This is a genomic window from Mesorhizobium sp. WSM4830 (assembly GCF_055811495.1).
Genome location: NZ_JBVVQI010000005.1, coordinates 41290 through 55960 on the forward strand (window position 1 = coordinate 41290; position 14671 = coordinate 55960).

Genomic DNA, 14671 nt, shown 5'->3' on the forward strand with positions numbered 1-14671 from the left:
CTCCGGTTTTATGCCACAATTCGAAGCCCATCGCCGCGTTGCGCATACGCCGGAGCAGATGTTCGCTCTGGTCGCCGATGTCGAATCTTATCCGCAATTCCTGCCGCTTTGCGAGGCACTGACGGTTCGCTCACGCAAGGAACGCGACGGACGCACCTTGCTCATCGCCGACATGAGCATCGGCTACAAGGCGATCCGCGAGACCTTTACCACGCAGGTGCTGCTGAAGCCGGAAGAGAACGCCATCGATGTCAAATACATTGACGGCCCTTTCAAATATCTGAGCAATGTCTGGCGCTTCGACCCGGCGGACGGCAGCGGTTGCAACGTCTGCTTCTTTATCGACTACGAGTTCAAGAGCCGCATTTTGGGTGCGCTGATGGGAACCATGTTCGACCGCGCCTTCCGCATGTTCTCCGAGGCGTTCGAGAAACGGGCCGAAATCATCTACGGCGCACCATCGGCAGCCTGATCCGCAGCGAGCGCGCGCAGACCCAGCTCAAGCGCATGCCGGACCGTCTCCCGGCGGATGAAATCACGGCCCTTGTCGGCGAACAGCTGGCATTCGCTGACTACCGGCCGCCCAGCCACGGCAACGCCGAACCAGACCAGGCCGACAGGTTTTTCCGCAGAGCCGCCGTCCGGTCCGGCGATGCCGGTCACCGCCAGGGCGAGCCCGGCCGGCGAATGGGCCAAGGCTCCGGCCGCCATCTCCACCACAGTCTCGCGCGAGACCGCGCCGTGCGCCTCGAGCGTAGCGGCCGAGACGCCGAGCATCTCGGTCTTGGCCTGGTTGGAATAGGTGATGAAGCCGCGATCGACCACCGCGGAAGAGCCAGCGATGTCGGTCAGCGCGGCGATGATCATGCCGCCGGTGCAGCTCTCGGCCGTCACCAGCATGATGCCGCGCTGCTGGCAGGCCTGAAGCAGGGCATCTGCTAGATCGCTATTGCTCATTCAGGGACATCCCCTGGAAATACAACGCTGGCGGTCGCGATGGCCGCTATGCCTTCCTCACGGCCGACGAAGCCGAGCTTCTCATTGGTTGTCGCCTTGATCGAGATGCGGTCGCGCGAAATTCGCAGCATTGCCGAAAGCGCTTCGGTCATGGCCTCGCGATGAGGGCCGACGCGCGGCGCCTCGCAGATCAGCGTGATATCGGCGTTGGCGATGCGCCCGCCGCGGGCGCGCACCAGCTTGGCCGCGTGTTCGACGAAGATGCGTGAAGCGGCCCCTTTCCATTGCGGGTCGGATGGCGGGAAATGCGTCCCGATGTCACCGGCCCCGCAGGTGGCGAGCAGGGCGTCGGTCAAGGCGTGCAGGCCGACATCCGCATCCGAATGGCCGGATAACTTCCTGTCGTGCGGAATGGCGACGCCGCACAGGGTGACATGGTCGCCGGGCTCGAACGCATGGACGTCATAGCCATTGCCGGTTCGGATGTCGGGAAAACGTGAGGCGCTGGAAAGCCGCTGATCCGCCATTGCAATATCCCGTGCCCAGGTCAGTTTGACATTGTCCGGCGAGCCGGGAACGATCTTCACCGGAATATGCGCCCATTCGGCGATTGCCGCATCGTCGGTGAAATTCGCTTTGCCCAGGTGATGAGCCTTTTCGTGCGCAGCCAGTATCGGCCAGAACGGAAAGCCCTGCGGTGTCTGTGCGGCATGAAGCCCGGCCCTGGACACGGTTTCGCCGATCATACCTTCGGCCGTTTCGCGCTTGAGCGTATCGGCAACCGGCAAGGCAGGCAGTGCTCCCTGGCGCTCGCCAATGGTGGCGATCGTGCGGTCTATCAGTTCCGCGTCGACAAACGGCCGAGCCGCATCATGGATCAGGACCCGGCCCGGCGCATGGCTTCTCAACGCCAGCAGTCCAAGGCGGACGGACTCCTGCCGTGACGTGCCGCCGGTCACAGCGACGACACGGTCGGCATTTGCGCCGGCGGCGCGACGGAAGAGCGTGCCATCATCGGCATGGATAGCAACGACGACAGGTCCAATCTTCGGATGCGTCAGAAAGGCGTCGAGCGTGCGTGCAATAACGGCGCCGCCGCCAATCTGCTGATACTGCTTCGGCCCATTGGCATGTCCGGCGCGCGCGCCGCGGCCGGCAGCAACGATGACCACGGCGACCTTGTCGTCCGCGGCTTGCTTTTCGCTCGCATCTCTCATGCCGAGACGCTTAGCGCATGATCCCGAAAAGTGGTATCGCTTTCGGAAGACCTAGGGATTGATGCGGTCCGGCGGTCCTTTTTTCCCAAATGCGCCTTAATGTCACGACATTGCGCGTTGCACATTGCCGTCGTTCTGGCTAGAGAATGTGCAGCAATCGAAGGTGCTTGGTTTTTGTGCATGCCTGATGTGACCAAATTGGCTTCGCCGCTGGATGTGGGTGGCGTGAGAATCCGCAATCGCGTGTTTCTCGCGCCGATGTCGGGCATCACCGACGAGCCGTTCCGGCAGCGCGCCCATGCCCATGGCGCCGGGCTGGTTGTATCGGAAATGGTGGCGAGCGGTGAGCTCGCAAAGGGCAGGGCTGGCTCGGGCCTGCGCATCCGTCATTCCGGGCTGCCTGTCCACATGGTCCAGCTTGCCGGCCGCGAGGCGGTGCACATGGCCGAGGGCGCGCGAATCGCGGCCGGCGAGGGTGCCGACATCATCGACATCAACATGGGCTGTCCGGCCAAGAAGGTGACGGGCGGCTATGCCGGTTCAGCACTGATGCGAGACCTCGACCACGCGCTGTCGCTGATCGAAGCGGTGATCGGCGCGATCGACGTGCCGGTCACGGTCAAAATGCGGCTCGGTTGGGACGAAGGTGCGCTCAACGCGCCGATGCTGGCGCGACGCGCCGAGCAGGCCGGGGTGAAAATGGTTACGGTGCACGGCCGCACGCGTTGCCAGTTCTATCAGGGCAAAGCCGACTGGCGTGCCATCGCACGCGTCAAGCAGGCCGTCTCGATCCCGGTGGTTGCCAATGGTGATGTCGGCTGGCCGGCAGAGGCTGCGTCGATCCTCGATCAGTCCGGCGCCGACGCGGTGATGATCGGCCGTGCGCACTATGGCGCGCCGTGGACTGCCGGCAGCATTGTGGCGGCCGCGCTGGCCGAGCCGGTATCCGGCATGCCGGACAGCCCGCAAGCGCTGAGCGACTACGTCATTGCCCATTACGAAGACATGCTGACGCTATATGGCGTGGAAAGCGGATTGCGCCAGGCGCGCAAGCATCTCGGCTGGTATCTCGACCGCCACGCCGCCACAAGCGACGACCGGCGCAAGGCCATACTCACGTCTTTCGAGCCTGGGCATGTCATTGCCTTGCTGCGCGACATGTTCTCAAGCGCTCCCGAAGCGGCGAACCTGCGGAGTGCGGCATGAACGCTACCGTCACACAGAGCACGGATATGGCGGACGCCGCGCATATTGTGCTCAACACCATTCGTCGGCCGGTAATCATGGTCGATCCACAAGGCTTCATCACCTTCGCCAATGCCGATGCCGAGGATTTTTTCCGCTCGAGCGCCACGATGCTCGCCCGCAACACGCTGCACAAGCTCATTCCTTTCGGCAGTCCGCTGCTAACGCTTGTCGACCAGGTGCGCGAGCGCCGGGCGCCGGTCAACGAATACCGGGTGGACGTGTCGTCGCCACGTCTCGGCATCGAGAAGGTAGTCGACCTCTACGTCGCACCGGTGACTGAATTTCCAGGCTCGGTCGTGGTGATGTTCCAGGAACGCTCAATGGCCGACAAGATCGACCGGCAGATGACGCATCGCGGCGCGGCACGCTCGGTTACCGGCCTTGCCGCGATGCTTGCCCATGAGATCAAGAACCCGCTGTCCGGCATTCGGGGTGCCGCGCAGCTGCTTGAACTGTCGGCGTCTGACGAGGATCGCGCACTGACCAGGCTGATCACCGACGAGACCGACCGCATTGTCTCGCTGGTCGACCGCATGGAGGTATTTTCGGACGAGCGGCCGATCGACCGTTATCCCGTCAACATCCATGTCGTGCTCGACCATGTCAAGGCAATCGCCAAGAACGGTTTTGCCAAGCGGATCAAGATATTGGAGGACTATGATCCATCATTGCCTCCGGTTTTTGCCAATCGCGACCAGCTCATCCAGGTGTTCCTCAATCTGGTAAAAAATGCCGCCGAGGCGATCGGCAGCGATCGACAGGGCGAGATCATACTGTCGACAGCCTTCCGCCCGGGCATTCGCGTTTCCGTACCCGGGACTCAGGACCGCGTGTCGCTGCCATTGGAATTCTGCGTACGCGACAACGGTTCGGGTGTCTCCGAGGATATCCTGCCGATCCTGTTCGATCCTTTCATCACCACCAAGCCGAACGGCTCCGGTCTCGGTCTGGCGCTGGTCGCAAAGATAGTCGGCGAGCATGGCGGCATCATCGAATGCGAATCGACCCCGCGCGGCACCACCTTCCGCATCCTGATGCCGGCGTGGAAAGAAACCCAGTTTGGCACCGACGACGACGGTGAAGGAGACCGCAAATGACCGTTCGCGGCAATATTCTCGTCGCCGACGACGATGCGGCCATCCGCACCGTCCTCAACCAGGCGCTTTCGCGCGTTGGCCACGACGTGCGTGTCACCTCCAACGCTTCGACGCTGTGGCGCTGGGTTGCGGCGGGCGAGGGTGATCTGGTTATCACCGACGTTGTCATGCCTGACGAGAACGCCTTCGACATGCTGCCGCGCATCAAGAAGGCGCGACCGGAACTGCCGGTCATCGTCATGAGTGCGCAGAACACGTTCATGACAGCAATCCGAGCCTCCGAAACCGGAGCCTATGAATATCTGCCGAAACCGTTCGACCTGACCGAACTGCTCAACATCGTCAACCGCGCGCTTTCCGAGCCGCGGCGGCCCAAGATCGATACGCGGGCCGACGAGCCGCCGGAAACGATGCCGCTGGTCGGCCGCTCGGCGGCCATGCAGGACATCTACCGCATGCTGGCGCGCATGATGCAGACCGACCTAACGGTGATGATCAGCGGAGAGTCGGGTACCGGAAAGGAACTGGTGGCGCGCGCGCTGCATGAGTACGGCCGCCGCCGGGGCGGTCCCTTCGTCGCCATCAACATGGCAGCGATCCCGCGCGACTTGATCGAATCGGAGTTGTTCGGGCACGAGAAGGGTGCGTTCACTGGTGCGCAGAACCGATCCACCGGCCGTTTCGAGCAAGCCGAAGGCGGCACGCTCTTCCTCGACGAGATCGGCGACATGCCGATGGAAGCGCAGACGCGGCTGCTGCGTGTGTTGCAGCAGGGCGAATACACTACGGTCGGCGGCCGCACGCCGATCAAGACCGACGTGCGCATCGTCGCTGCCACCAACAAGGACCTACGCACGCTGATCAATCAGGGGCTTTTCCGGGAGGATCTGTTCTACCGCTTGAACGTTGTGCCGCTCAGGCTGCCGGCGCTGCGCGAGCGATCGGAGGACATTCCGGACCTCGTCCGGCACTTCTTCAAGCTCGGCGCCAGTGAAGGCCTGCAGACCAAGCGCATCTCGACCGGCGGCATCGAGCTGATGAAGCGCTATCCATGGCCGGGTAACGTGCGCGAACTCGAAAACCTCATCCGCAGGCTGGCTGCGCTGTATTCGCAGGACGAGATTTCCGCCGAGATCATCGAGGCGGAGTTGAAGACCGGCGAAAGGCCTGTCGTTCCAGGTGGTGGCAACCTCATTCCCGATGACCTTTCCATCGGCCAGGCGGTGGAGCATTTCCTGCAACGCTATTTTGCCTCGTTTGCCGGCGATTTGCCACCGGCCGGCCTCTATCAGCGAATCCTCTCCGAGGTCGAATATCCGCTCGTCCTCGCCTCAATGACCGCAACGCGCGGTAACCAGATCAAGGCTGCCGAACTGCTGGGGCTCAACCGCAACACGCTGCGCAAGAAGATCCGCGAACTCGGCGTCAACGTCTATAAATCGTCCAGGCAGGTCTAGACGAATCCCTTTACGAGCGCTTTCCAGGGGATCGATTGCCGAAAGATTTCCGTCTCGGCCACACTTGTTGCATAATCGCCACAATGCGTTGCATACATCCGACGCAATCACTGGCTCTAGACTGCGACATGGCCCTGCACGCACCGACACTGAGCAAACCGCTTTTCAGCAATACGGGCGCGAGAGACGGTCGCCGGCTGCTTGCGCTGCCCGGCGTGATCGCCGTTGCCGGTGCGCTGGTGACGGCGGCCATCTCCTTCGCCATTCTGGTTGGCGCGACGCCGATCACGCCCGACGCGAGGACGACGCTGGCGCTGATTGCGCTTAATGCGGCGTTCGTCCTGTTTCTGATCTTGCTGGTCGGCCGCGAGGTGCATCGCATCCTGATGGCACGCCGGCACGGCAAGGCTGCGTCGCGCCTGCATGTGCGCATCGTGGCGATGTTTGCGCTGGTCGCCGCCATCCCCGCGATCATGGTGGCGATCATCGCGTCGATCACGCTCGACATCGGCCTCGACCGCTGGTTCGAGATCCGCACCAAGACGATCGTCAATTCGTCGTTGTCGATCGCCGACGCCTATGTGCAGGAAAACGCGCGAAATCTTCAGGGCACGACGTTGTCGATGGCTTATGACCTCGACGCTTCGCGCACGCTCTACGGCCTCGATCGTACCGGTTTCCTCGACCTCATGAACAAGGAGGCGGTGGGACGCTCGCTGGCGCACGCTGCACTCATCAAGCCCGACGGTTCCTTCGTCATGAGCGCCAAGACCGACGCGGACTTTGCCATGCCGGAGCCGCCGGAGGGCGCCGTGGCAAGCGCTGCCGGCGGGAAGCCAGTGCTGATAGAACCGCGCACCCGCAACATCATGGGTGCCATCGTCAAGCTGCGCGAGATCGACGGGCTCTATCTCTACACCATCCGCCTCGTCGATCCCGAGGTGATCAAGGCACGGCAGATCGTCAAATCCAACACCGCCGAATATCGCGGTCTCGAAGACAATCGCCGCACCTCGCAAGTGGCTTTCGCGCTTCCCTATCTGTCGCTGACGCTGATCATCATCCTGTCCGCCATCTGGACTGGCATTGCGGTGGCCGACCGCCTGGTGCGGCCGATTCGTCAGCTCATCGGCGCGGCCGATGAGGTCGCTACCGGCAATCTCGACGTAGCCGTGCCTGTCCGCCCCTCCGATGGCGATGTCGCCTCGCTCGGCGACACATTCAACAAGATGCTGATGGAGTTGAAATCGCAGCGCAACGAGATCCTGTCGGCCAAGGATCTGATCGATGAACGGCGGCGCTTTTCGGAGGCGGTGCTTGCCGGCGTCACCGCCGGGGTCATCGGCGTCGATCCATATGGCATCGTCACTATTGTCAACCGTTCGGCCGAAACGATGCTGGCCATATCCGCCACGGCAGCGCTTGGGCAGAACCTTTCCGCCGTGCTGCCGCATGTCGGGCGCGTCTTCGAGATCGGCCGCAAGTCGGGCAAGCCGGTCTATCGCGAACAGGTCACCTTCTATCGTGCCGGCACTGAACGGACCTTCAACGTGCAGATCACCATCGAAGCCGGCGACGACGGTTCGGAGGATAAATCCTACGTCGTGACGGTCGACGACATTACCGATCTGGTCCAGGCACAGCGTTCCTCCGCATGGGCCGACGTGGCGCGGCGCATTGCCCACGAGATCAAGAACCCGCTGACGCCTATCCAGCTTTCGGCCGAGCGCATCAAGCGACGGTACGGCAAGGTCATCACCGAGGACCGTGAGGTTTTCGATCAATGCACCGACACCATCATCCGGCAAGTGGAGGACATCGGACGCATGGTCGACGAGTTCTCGGCGTTCGCCCGCATGCCGAAACCGGAAATGAAGGCCATCGACCTGCGCGATTCGTTGCGCGAAGCCTCGTTCCTGGTCGAAGTGAGCCGGGCTGACATCACCTTCGAGCGCTTCTTCGGCAACGAGCCGCTCAAAGGCACGTTCGACAGCCGGCTGATGGCGCAAGCTTTCGGCAACGTCATCAAGAATGCTGCCGAAGCCATCGACGGACTTGATGCAGAGGATCGTCCGCACGGCATAATCCGGATTCAAGCCGGGCGTCAGAATGGCGCGATTCGAATCGACGTCATCGACAACGGCAGGGGCTTGCCGCGCGAGAACCGGCAGCGCTTGCTCGAGCCTTACATGACGACACGCGAGAAAGGCACCGGGCTTGGCCTCGCTATCGTCAAGAAGATCGTGGAGGACCATGGCGGGCGACTCGAATTGCACGATGCACCAGCGGACTTCCACGATGGGCGGGGTGCAATGATCAGCATCATCCTGCCGGTTGCCGCCACCGTTCCGATACGCGGCGAGGGCAAGACGGAACACGAAAAAGAAACTGAAAAGGTCGGTAATGGCTTCTGATATTCTCATCGTCGATGACGAGGAAGACATCCGCGAACTCGTCGCCGGTATCCTGAGCGACGAAGGTCACGAAACACGCACGGCGTTTGATGCCGACAGCGCACTGGCGGCGGTCGCCGACCGGGCACCCAGACTGATCTTCCTCGACATCTGGCTGCAGGGTTCGCGGCTCGATGGTCTGGCTTTGCTAGACGAGATCAAGACGATGCACCCGAATCTGCCGGTGGTGATGATCTCGGGCCACGGCAATATCGAAACGGCAGTCTCGGCCATCCGCCGCGGCGCCTATGATTTCATCGAAAAGCCTTTCAAGGCCGACAGGCTGATCCTCATTGCCGAACGGGCGCTCGAAACCTCCAAATTGAGACGCGAGGTTTCGGACCTCAAGCTGCGCAGCGGCGAGACTTTCGACCTCATCGGCATGTCGTCGGCAATGAGCCAATTGCGCCAGACCATCGAGCGCGTCGCGCCGACCAACAGCCGCGTCATGATCATTGGCCCCTCCGGCTCGGGCAAGGAACTGGCCGCGCGCGCCATCCACGCGCTCTCAGCGCGCAAGAGTGCACCGTTTGTGACGCTGAGCGCCGCCAACATCACCCCGGAGCGTATGGAGATCGAGCTGTTCGGCACCGAATCGAACGGCGTCGAACGCAAGGTCGGTGCGCTGGAGGAGGCCCATCGCGGCATTCTCTACATCGATGAAGTGGCCGACATGCCGCGCGAGACGCAGAACAAGATCCTGCGCGTGCTAGTCGAACAGCAGTTCGAGCGGGTAGGGGGCACCAAGCGGGTCAAGGTCGACGTGCGCATCATCTCGTCGACCTCGCAGAACCTGGAAGCCATGATCGCCGACGGCCGTTTCCGCGAGGACCTTTATCACCGCCTGGCCGTGGTTCCGGTTATGGTGCCGGGACTGGCCGAGCGTCGCGAGGACATTCCTTATCTGGTCGACAATTTCATGAAGCAGATCGCTCGCCAGGCCGGCATCAAGCCGCGCCGCATCGGCGACGACGCGCTGGCGGTGCTGCAGGCGCACAACTGGCCGGGCAACGTTCGGCAGTTGCGAAACAATGTCGAGCGCCTGATGATCCTGGCGCGCGGCGACAATGTCGATGCGCCGATCACCGCTGACCTCTTGCCTGCCGAGATCGGCGACGTCATGCCGCGCACTCCAAACAAGTCCGATCAGCACATAATGGCGCTGCCGCTGCGGGAAGCGCGCGAACAATTCGAGAAGGACTATCTGATCGCCCAGATCAACCGTTTTGGCGGCAACATCTCGAAGACAGCAGAGTTTATCGGCATGGAACGCTCTGCATTGCACCGCAAGCTGAAGTCGCTGGGCGTCTGACAGCCAAACCGGTCGTGGCCCACGCAATTATCGGTTACGGCGGTGTTGGAATCGCATAAGAAAGCCGGGACTTCTTCCAGGGATTAGCCATGCCGCGCATTGCCTATGTGAACGGGCGCTACGTCGCTCACGCCGAAGCTTCCGTGCATATCGAGGACCGTGGCTATCAATTCGCCGACGGCGTCTACGAGGTCTGCGAGGTGGCACGAGGCTTCATCGTCGACATGCCGCGCCATCTCGCCCGATTGAACCGCTCGCTTACCGAACTCTCGATCGATTGGCCGATCACGCGCGGCGTGCTGCCGCTCGTCATGCGCGAGGTGGTGCGCCGCAACCATGTCGTCGACGGCCTGGTCTATGTCCAGGTGACGCGCGGTGTCGCCAGCCGCGAGTTTTTCTTCCCGCCGGCGGGCACGAAGCCGTCGCTGGTGGTGACCGCCAAAAAAGCCGATCCTGCAGCTGCCGCGAAGCGGGCCGAGAGCGGAATCCGGGTCATCACGGTGCCGGAGAACCGGTGGGATCGGGTGGATATCAAGTCGGTCGGCCTGCTGCCGAACGTGCTGGCCAAGCAGAAAGCCAAGGAAGCCGGCGCTCAGGAGGCCTGGTTCGTCGATGTCGACGGCACCGTCAAGGAAGGTGGATCGTCGAACGCCTGGATCATCACCAGGGACGGCGTGCTGGTGACGCGCCCCGCCGAGCACGGCATCCTGCGCGGCATCACCCGCACGACGCTGTTCGATGTCGCTGCCAAGCTCGGCCTGAAGATCGAGGAGCGCGGCTTTTCGGTTGCCGAGGCCAAGGCCGCACGCGAGGTTTTCATCAGCTCCGCGACCACGATTGCCATGCCCGTGGTAGCGATCGATGGCGCTGCCGTCGCCAACGGCCACCCGGGCTCGATAACAGTTTCATTACGGCAGGCCTTTTTTGACGTTGCGGAAAAAAGTCCAGCCTGATAACCGCACAGATGGAATGAACATCAATATATCTCGTTCTGCTTGTCGTTACTGACGGCAAGATGGTGTTTGCGTGCTTGACATGTGCCGGCTAATTTGGCGCATTGGCCTGCAAACCGAAGGGGATCGGCGAAAGACAAGAACAATGGCGGAACGATCGCAAAATCTTCAGGACCTGTTCCTGAATTCAGTTCGCAAGAGCAAAAACCCACTCACCATCTTTCTCATCAACGGCGTGAAGCTGACCGGCGTGGTCACTTCGTTCGACAATTTCTGCGTTCTGCTGCGTCGCGACGGCCATTCCCAGCTTGTCTACAAGCACGCTATTTCCACGATCATGCCGAGCCAGCCGGTTCAGATGTTCGATGGTGAGGAAAGCCAGGGCGCCTGATTGGCACGTGAGACAGACGCGGACCGCAGCGTTCGCGGAAAACCAGTACATCAGACCGGGATAGAGGCCAACGGTCCGACCCGGGCGGTGGTCATCGTGCCGGTGCTTACCCGGCAGCCGCGTGGCGACGACGATACCAATCGCCCGCGCCTAACCCGTTCTGCCGAGGCCCGTCGCGACGAGGCGGTCGGCCTCGCCAGCGCCATCGACCTTGACCTGGTCCACACGGCGGTGGTGACCGTCAACGATCCACGTCCGGCGACCTTGCTTGGCAGCGGCAAGGTCGCGGAGTTTGCCGAGATCGTCAAAGAGGGCCACGCGGAAGTGGTCATTGTCGATCATCCGCTGACACCGGTACAGCAGCGCAACCTCGAAAAAGAGTTGAACGCCAAGGTGCTCGACCGCACCGGACTGATCCTGGAGATTTTCGGCGAGCGCGCCCGCACCAAGGAAGGCACGCTGCAGGTCGACCTTGCCCATCTCAACTACCAGAAGGGCCGCCTTGTGCGGAGCTGGACCCACCTCGAGCGCCAGCGCGGCGGCGCCGGCTTTCTCGGCGGCCCTGGCGAGACCCAGATCGAGTCGGATCGGCGTGTGCTGCAGGACAAGATCACCAAGCTGAAGCACGAGCTCGAAACCGTGCGCCGCACCCGCGACCTGCACCGCGCCAAGCGCAAGAAGGTGCCGTTTCCGGTGGTGGCGATCGTCGGCTACACCAATGCCGGCAAGTCGACGCTGTTCAACCGGCTGACCGGAGCAGGGGTGCTGGCGGAAGACATGCTGTTTGCCACGCTCGACCCGACGCTGCGCCGCGTGCGCCTGCCGCACGGCACGCCGATCATCCTTTCCGATACGGTCGGCTTCATTTCCGACCTGCCAACGCATCTGGTCGCGGCCTTCAGGGCGACGCTGGAGGAAGTGGTCGAGGCAGACCTCGTCATTCATCTGCGCGACATCTCCGATCCCGATACGGCCGCGCAGGCCGAAGATGTCGAGCGCATCCTTGCCGATCTCGGCGTCGATGCCGGCGATAACAAGCGCGTCATCGAAGTATGGAACAAGATCGACCGGCTCGACGAGGGCAACCGGGCGCGGCTGCTTGCCGATGGTGCTGACGGCAAGAAGGCACCGCCGATCGCCATATCGGCGGTAACCGGCGAGGGCATCGATGCGCTGAAGGCGATCATCGAGACGATGATGTCGGGCGAACTGGAGACGTTCACCGTCACGCTCAAGCCCGACCAACTCGCCGTCGTCGACTGGCTTTACCGCAACGGCGACATCGTCTCGCGTGATGACAATGAGGATGGCAGCGTGACCATCGCGCTCAAGGCCACGCACAGCTCTCGGCAAGAGATTGAAAGCCGATTGCGCCGTCAAAACAACGGGTAGGGGCGTTTACTTCGCGCTCTTTGCCTGCTGCCAGAGCGCTTCCATCTCGTCCAGCGTCGCCTCTTCGAGGCTGCTTCCCGACGCTTGCAGCGTCCGCTCGACATAGTGGAAGCGCGACCGGAATTTTTCGTTGGTGCCGCTGAGTGCCGCTTCGGAATCAATTTTGAGGTGCCGGCCGAGATTGACGACCGCAAACAGCATATCGCCGAACTCGTCCTTGATCGGCGCAGTGTCGCCTTTGGCCAACGCCTCGCGTAGTTCGCCGATCTCCTCCTCGATCTTGTCGAGGATCGGTGCCGCCTCGCTCCAGTCGAAGCCGACGCGGGCGGCCTTTTCCTGCAGCTTCAGCGCCCGGGTAAGCGCGGGCAGGGCGACCGGCACGCTGTCGAGAAAGCCTTTGCCATGGTCTTCCGGGTCGAGCCCACGGGTGAGCCGCGCACTGCGTTTCTCAGCCTTTTCCTCTGCCTTGATCTTTTCCCACATGCCCTTGGCCATGCCGGCGCTGCGCGCCTTGTCGTCGCCAAAGACATGGGGGTGGCGGCGGATCATTTTTGTGGTGATGGCCTGGACCACATCGCCGAATGAAAATTCACCGGCCTCCTCGGCCATTTGCGCGTGGTAGACCACTTGCAGCAGGAGATCGCCGAGTTCATCCCGCAGATCGTCCAGGTCGCCGCGCGCAATGGCGTCCGCCACTTCGTAGGCTTCCTCGATCGTGTATGGCGCGATTGTCGAAAAGTCCTGCTCGATATCCCATGGGCAGCCGGTTTCCGGTGCTCGTAGCGCGGCCATTATCTCGATCAGCCGGGAAATGTCTTTCGAGGGTTTCATCAGGCGAACGCTATCCTGCACACGGCTGTGCGGCCAACGGCTTCAGCCGGCGAGGGCGCATTGTCCCCAGATGGGCGGCCAGACCATGATCCCGAACGGACCGACTGCGTCAGCGAAAAGTGGAAGCTGGTTTTCGGAAAGATCATGGTCAACCAAAAAGCATCAGTCGAGCACTGAGACGATCGCCTTGGCGAGCGCATCCATGCCGTCCTCGGGCAGGCCGGCAACGTTGATGCGGCTGTCGCCGACCATGTAGATGGCATGCTCGGCGCGCAACCGCTCGACTTGCGCTTCCGACAGGCCGAGCCGGGAAAACATGCCGCGATGGCTGGCGACGAAATCGAAACGATCGGAGTTGGACTGCCGGCGCAGCGCCTCGGCGAACTGGACGCGCAGCCGCAGCATGCGCAGCCGCATCTCTTCAAGCTCTGCCTCCCAGTCGGAACGCAATGCGGGGTCTTCAAGCACGATGCGCACCGCGGCCGCGCCGTGGTCCGGCGGCATCGAATACATGGCACGTGCCGCCGACAGCATCTGGCCCATCGCCAAATCCGCCTGCGCGCCGTCTTTCGCAATGATCAGCGCTGCACCGACGCGGTCGCGATAGACGGCAAAGTTCTTCGAGCAACTCGAGGCAACGACCATTTCCGGAACTTTCGCCGCCAGAAGGCGCAAGCCGGCGGCATCCGCATCAAGCCCCTCGCCAAAGCCTTGATAGGCGATGTCGACAAAGGGCAGCAGGCCGCGCTCAACGACAAGATCGGCAACGGCAGCCCATTGCGAGATGTCTAGATTGGCGCCTGTCGGGTTATGGCAACAGCCATGCAACAATACGACGTCGGCAGGATTCGCGGCTCTCAATGCATTCAGCATGTCGTCGAAGCGAACCGCACCAGAAGCAGCGTCGAAATAGGGGTATTCGCGTGTCTGCAGGCCAGCGGCGCGCATCACCGGCATGTGGTTCGGCCAGGTCGGATCCGACAGCCAGACCATCGCGTCGGTGCGGGTCCTTTTCAGCAGCTCTGCCACCAGCCGCAGCGCGCCGGAGCCGCCTGGCGCCTGCGCCGCACGAATGCGCGTCATGTCGGCTGCTGGGCCGAATACCAACCTGGCCATCGCCGCGTTGAAGGCGGTATCGCCGGCAAGGCCGAGATAGGTCTTGGTATCCTGGCCTTGCAGCAGCCGCTTTTCGGCTTCGCGCACCGCGCGCATCACCGGCGTTTTGCCGTCGCGATCCCTATAGACGCCGACCCCGAGATCGACCTTGTCGGCACGCGGATCGGCGCGATAGAGGCCGATCAAGGCCAGGATCTTGTCGGCAGGCGCGGGCTGGAGATTTTCGAACATCGATAAGATTCCGTTG

13 protein-coding genes are annotated in these 14671 nt (G+C 62.4%); 9 read left to right on the forward strand and 4 right to left on the reverse strand.

What is annotated here, in order from left to right:
* The first annotated feature begins 10 nt into the window (after positions 1-10).
* Positions 11-472, forward strand: a complete 462-nt coding sequence (locus AC0L2Y_RS08805) for a type II toxin-antitoxin system RatA family toxin (protein WP_473555415.1) — start codon at positions 11-13, stop codon at positions 470-472.
* Here AC0L2Y_RS08805 and AC0L2Y_RS08810 read toward each other — a convergent pair.
* Both AC0L2Y_RS08810 and AC0L2Y_RS08815 read right to left on the reverse strand, forming a co-directional pair.
* Complete coding sequence (locus AC0L2Y_RS08810; protein ID WP_473555417.1) at positions 448-957, reverse strand: CinA family protein; 510 nt, start codon at positions 955-957, stop codon at positions 448-450. The two genes, AC0L2Y_RS08805 and AC0L2Y_RS08810, sit on opposite strands and share 25 nt — an antisense overlap.
* A complete protein-coding gene (locus tag AC0L2Y_RS08815) occupies positions 954-2174 on the reverse strand; it encodes a bifunctional 2-C-methyl-D-erythritol 4-phosphate cytidylyltransferase/2-C-methyl-D-erythritol 2,4-cyclodiphosphate synthase (RefSeq protein ID WP_473555419.1) in 1221 nt (406 codons plus the stop codon). Before AC0L2Y_RS08815 ends, AC0L2Y_RS08810 begins: the two co-directional genes overlap by 4 nt.
* Before the next feature lie 180 nt (positions 2175-2354).
* On the opposite strand from AC0L2Y_RS08815, the gene dusB reads away from it, so the two are divergent.
* The 8 genes from dusB to hflX all read left to right on the forward strand — a co-directional run bounded on the left by dusB (position 2355) and on the right by hflX (position 12477).
* Positions 2355-3380: a tRNA dihydrouridine synthase DusB gene (dusB, locus tag AC0L2Y_RS08820; protein ID WP_473555422.1), complete on the forward strand. Its 1026-nt coding sequence runs from the start codon at positions 2355-2357 to the stop codon at positions 3378-3380.
* The gene (locus tag AC0L2Y_RS08825) at positions 3377-4519 is read left to right on the forward strand and encodes a two-component system sensor histidine kinase NtrB (protein ID WP_473555424.1); all 1143 of its coding nucleotides are present in this window, start codon (positions 3377-3379) and stop codon (positions 4517-4519) included. Before dusB ends, AC0L2Y_RS08825 begins: the two co-directional genes overlap by 4 nt.
* Entirely contained in the window at positions 4516-5976 is a 1461-nt protein-coding gene (ntrC, locus tag AC0L2Y_RS08830; protein ID WP_023675074.1) for a nitrogen regulation protein NR(I), read from the forward strand. The genes AC0L2Y_RS08825 and ntrC overlap by 4 nt, the downstream gene beginning before the upstream one ends.
* A 128-nt stretch (positions 5977-6104) precedes the next feature.
* On the forward strand, positions 6105-8390 hold the full coding sequence (locus AC0L2Y_RS08835) for a sensor histidine kinase NtrY-like (RefSeq protein WP_473555427.1): 2286 nt from the start codon (positions 6105-6107) through the stop codon (positions 8388-8390).
* On the forward strand, positions 8380-9741 hold the full coding sequence (gene ntrX, locus AC0L2Y_RS08840; RefSeq protein WP_352491356.1) for a nitrogen assimilation response regulator NtrX: 1362 nt from the start codon (positions 8380-8382) through the stop codon (positions 9739-9741). The genes AC0L2Y_RS08835 and ntrX overlap by 11 nt, the downstream gene beginning before the upstream one ends.
* Before the next feature lie 89 nt (positions 9742-9830).
* On the forward strand, positions 9831-10694 hold the full coding sequence (locus AC0L2Y_RS08845; protein ID WP_473555430.1) for a D-amino-acid transaminase: 864 nt from the start codon (positions 9831-9833) through the stop codon (positions 10692-10694).
* A 145-nt stretch (positions 10695-10839) separates the two neighbouring features.
* Complete coding sequence (hfq, locus tag AC0L2Y_RS08850) at positions 10840-11085, forward strand: RNA chaperone Hfq (RefSeq protein WP_006202172.1); 246 nt, start codon at positions 10840-10842, stop codon at positions 11083-11085.
* Positions 11086-12477 (forward strand): GTPase HflX, encoded by a 1392-nt coding sequence (hflX, locus tag AC0L2Y_RS08855; protein ID WP_473555431.1) that lies wholly within the window; start codon positions 11086-11088, stop codon positions 12475-12477.
* 6 nt (positions 12478-12483) lie between these two features.
* Here hflX and mazG read toward each other — a convergent pair whose 3' ends face one another.
* Positions 12484-13308 carry a nucleoside triphosphate pyrophosphohydrolase gene (gene mazG, locus AC0L2Y_RS08860; RefSeq protein WP_352566218.1) on the reverse strand — a complete coding sequence of 275 codons (825 nt, stop codon included), beginning with the start codon at positions 13306-13308 and terminating at the stop codon, positions 12484-12486.
* 162 nt (positions 13309-13470) lie between these two features.
* Positions 13471-14655, reverse strand: a complete 1185-nt coding sequence (locus AC0L2Y_RS08865) for an amino acid aminotransferase (RefSeq protein ID WP_473555434.1) — start codon at positions 14653-14655, stop codon at positions 13471-13473.
* Positions 14656-14671: the final 16 nt, after the last annotated feature.

What these genes read in the sequence shown, in the direction of transcription:
- AC0L2Y_RS08815 (WP_473555419.1), bottom strand. Translation starts at nt 2,174, where the DNA reads ATGAGAGATGCGAGCGAAAAGCAAGCCGCGGACGACAAGGTCGCCGTG.
- ntrC (WP_023675074.1), top strand. Translation starts at nt 4,516, where the DNA reads ATGACCGTTCGCGGCAATATTCTCGTCGCCGACGACGATGCGGCCATC.
- AC0L2Y_RS08805 (WP_473555415.1), top strand. Translation starts at nt 11, where the DNA reads ATGCCACAATTCGAAGCCCATCGCCGCGTTGCGCATACGCCGGAGCAG.
- ntrX (WP_352491356.1), top strand. Translation starts at nt 8,380, where the DNA reads ATGGCTTCTGATATTCTCATCGTCGATGACGAGGAAGACATCCGCGAA.
- AC0L2Y_RS08835 (WP_473555427.1), top strand. Translation starts at nt 6,105, where the DNA reads ATGGCCCTGCACGCACCGACACTGAGCAAACCGCTTTTCAGCAATACG.
- dusB (WP_473555422.1), top strand. Translation starts at nt 2,355, where the DNA reads ATGCCTGATGTGACCAAATTGGCTTCGCCGCTGGATGTGGGTGGCGTG.
- AC0L2Y_RS08865 (WP_473555434.1), bottom strand. Translation starts at nt 14,655, where the DNA reads ATGTTCGAAAATCTCCAGCCCGCGCCTGCCGACAAGATCCTGGCCTTG.
- AC0L2Y_RS08845 (WP_473555430.1), top strand. Translation starts at nt 9,831, where the DNA reads ATGCCGCGCATTGCCTATGTGAACGGGCGCTACGTCGCTCACGCCGAA.
- AC0L2Y_RS08825 (WP_473555424.1), top strand. Translation starts at nt 3,377, where the DNA reads ATGAACGCTACCGTCACACAGAGCACGGATATGGCGGACGCCGCGCAT.
- hfq (WP_006202172.1), top strand. Translation starts at nt 10,840, where the DNA reads ATGGCGGAACGATCGCAAAATCTTCAGGACCTGTTCCTGAATTCAGTT.
- AC0L2Y_RS08810 (WP_473555417.1), bottom strand. Translation starts at nt 957, where the DNA reads ATGAGCAATAGCGATCTAGCAGATGCCCTGCTTCAGGCCTGCCAGCAG.
- mazG (WP_352566218.1), bottom strand. Translation starts at nt 13,308, where the DNA reads ATGAAACCCTCGAAAGACATTTCCCGGCTGATCGAGATAATGGCCGCG.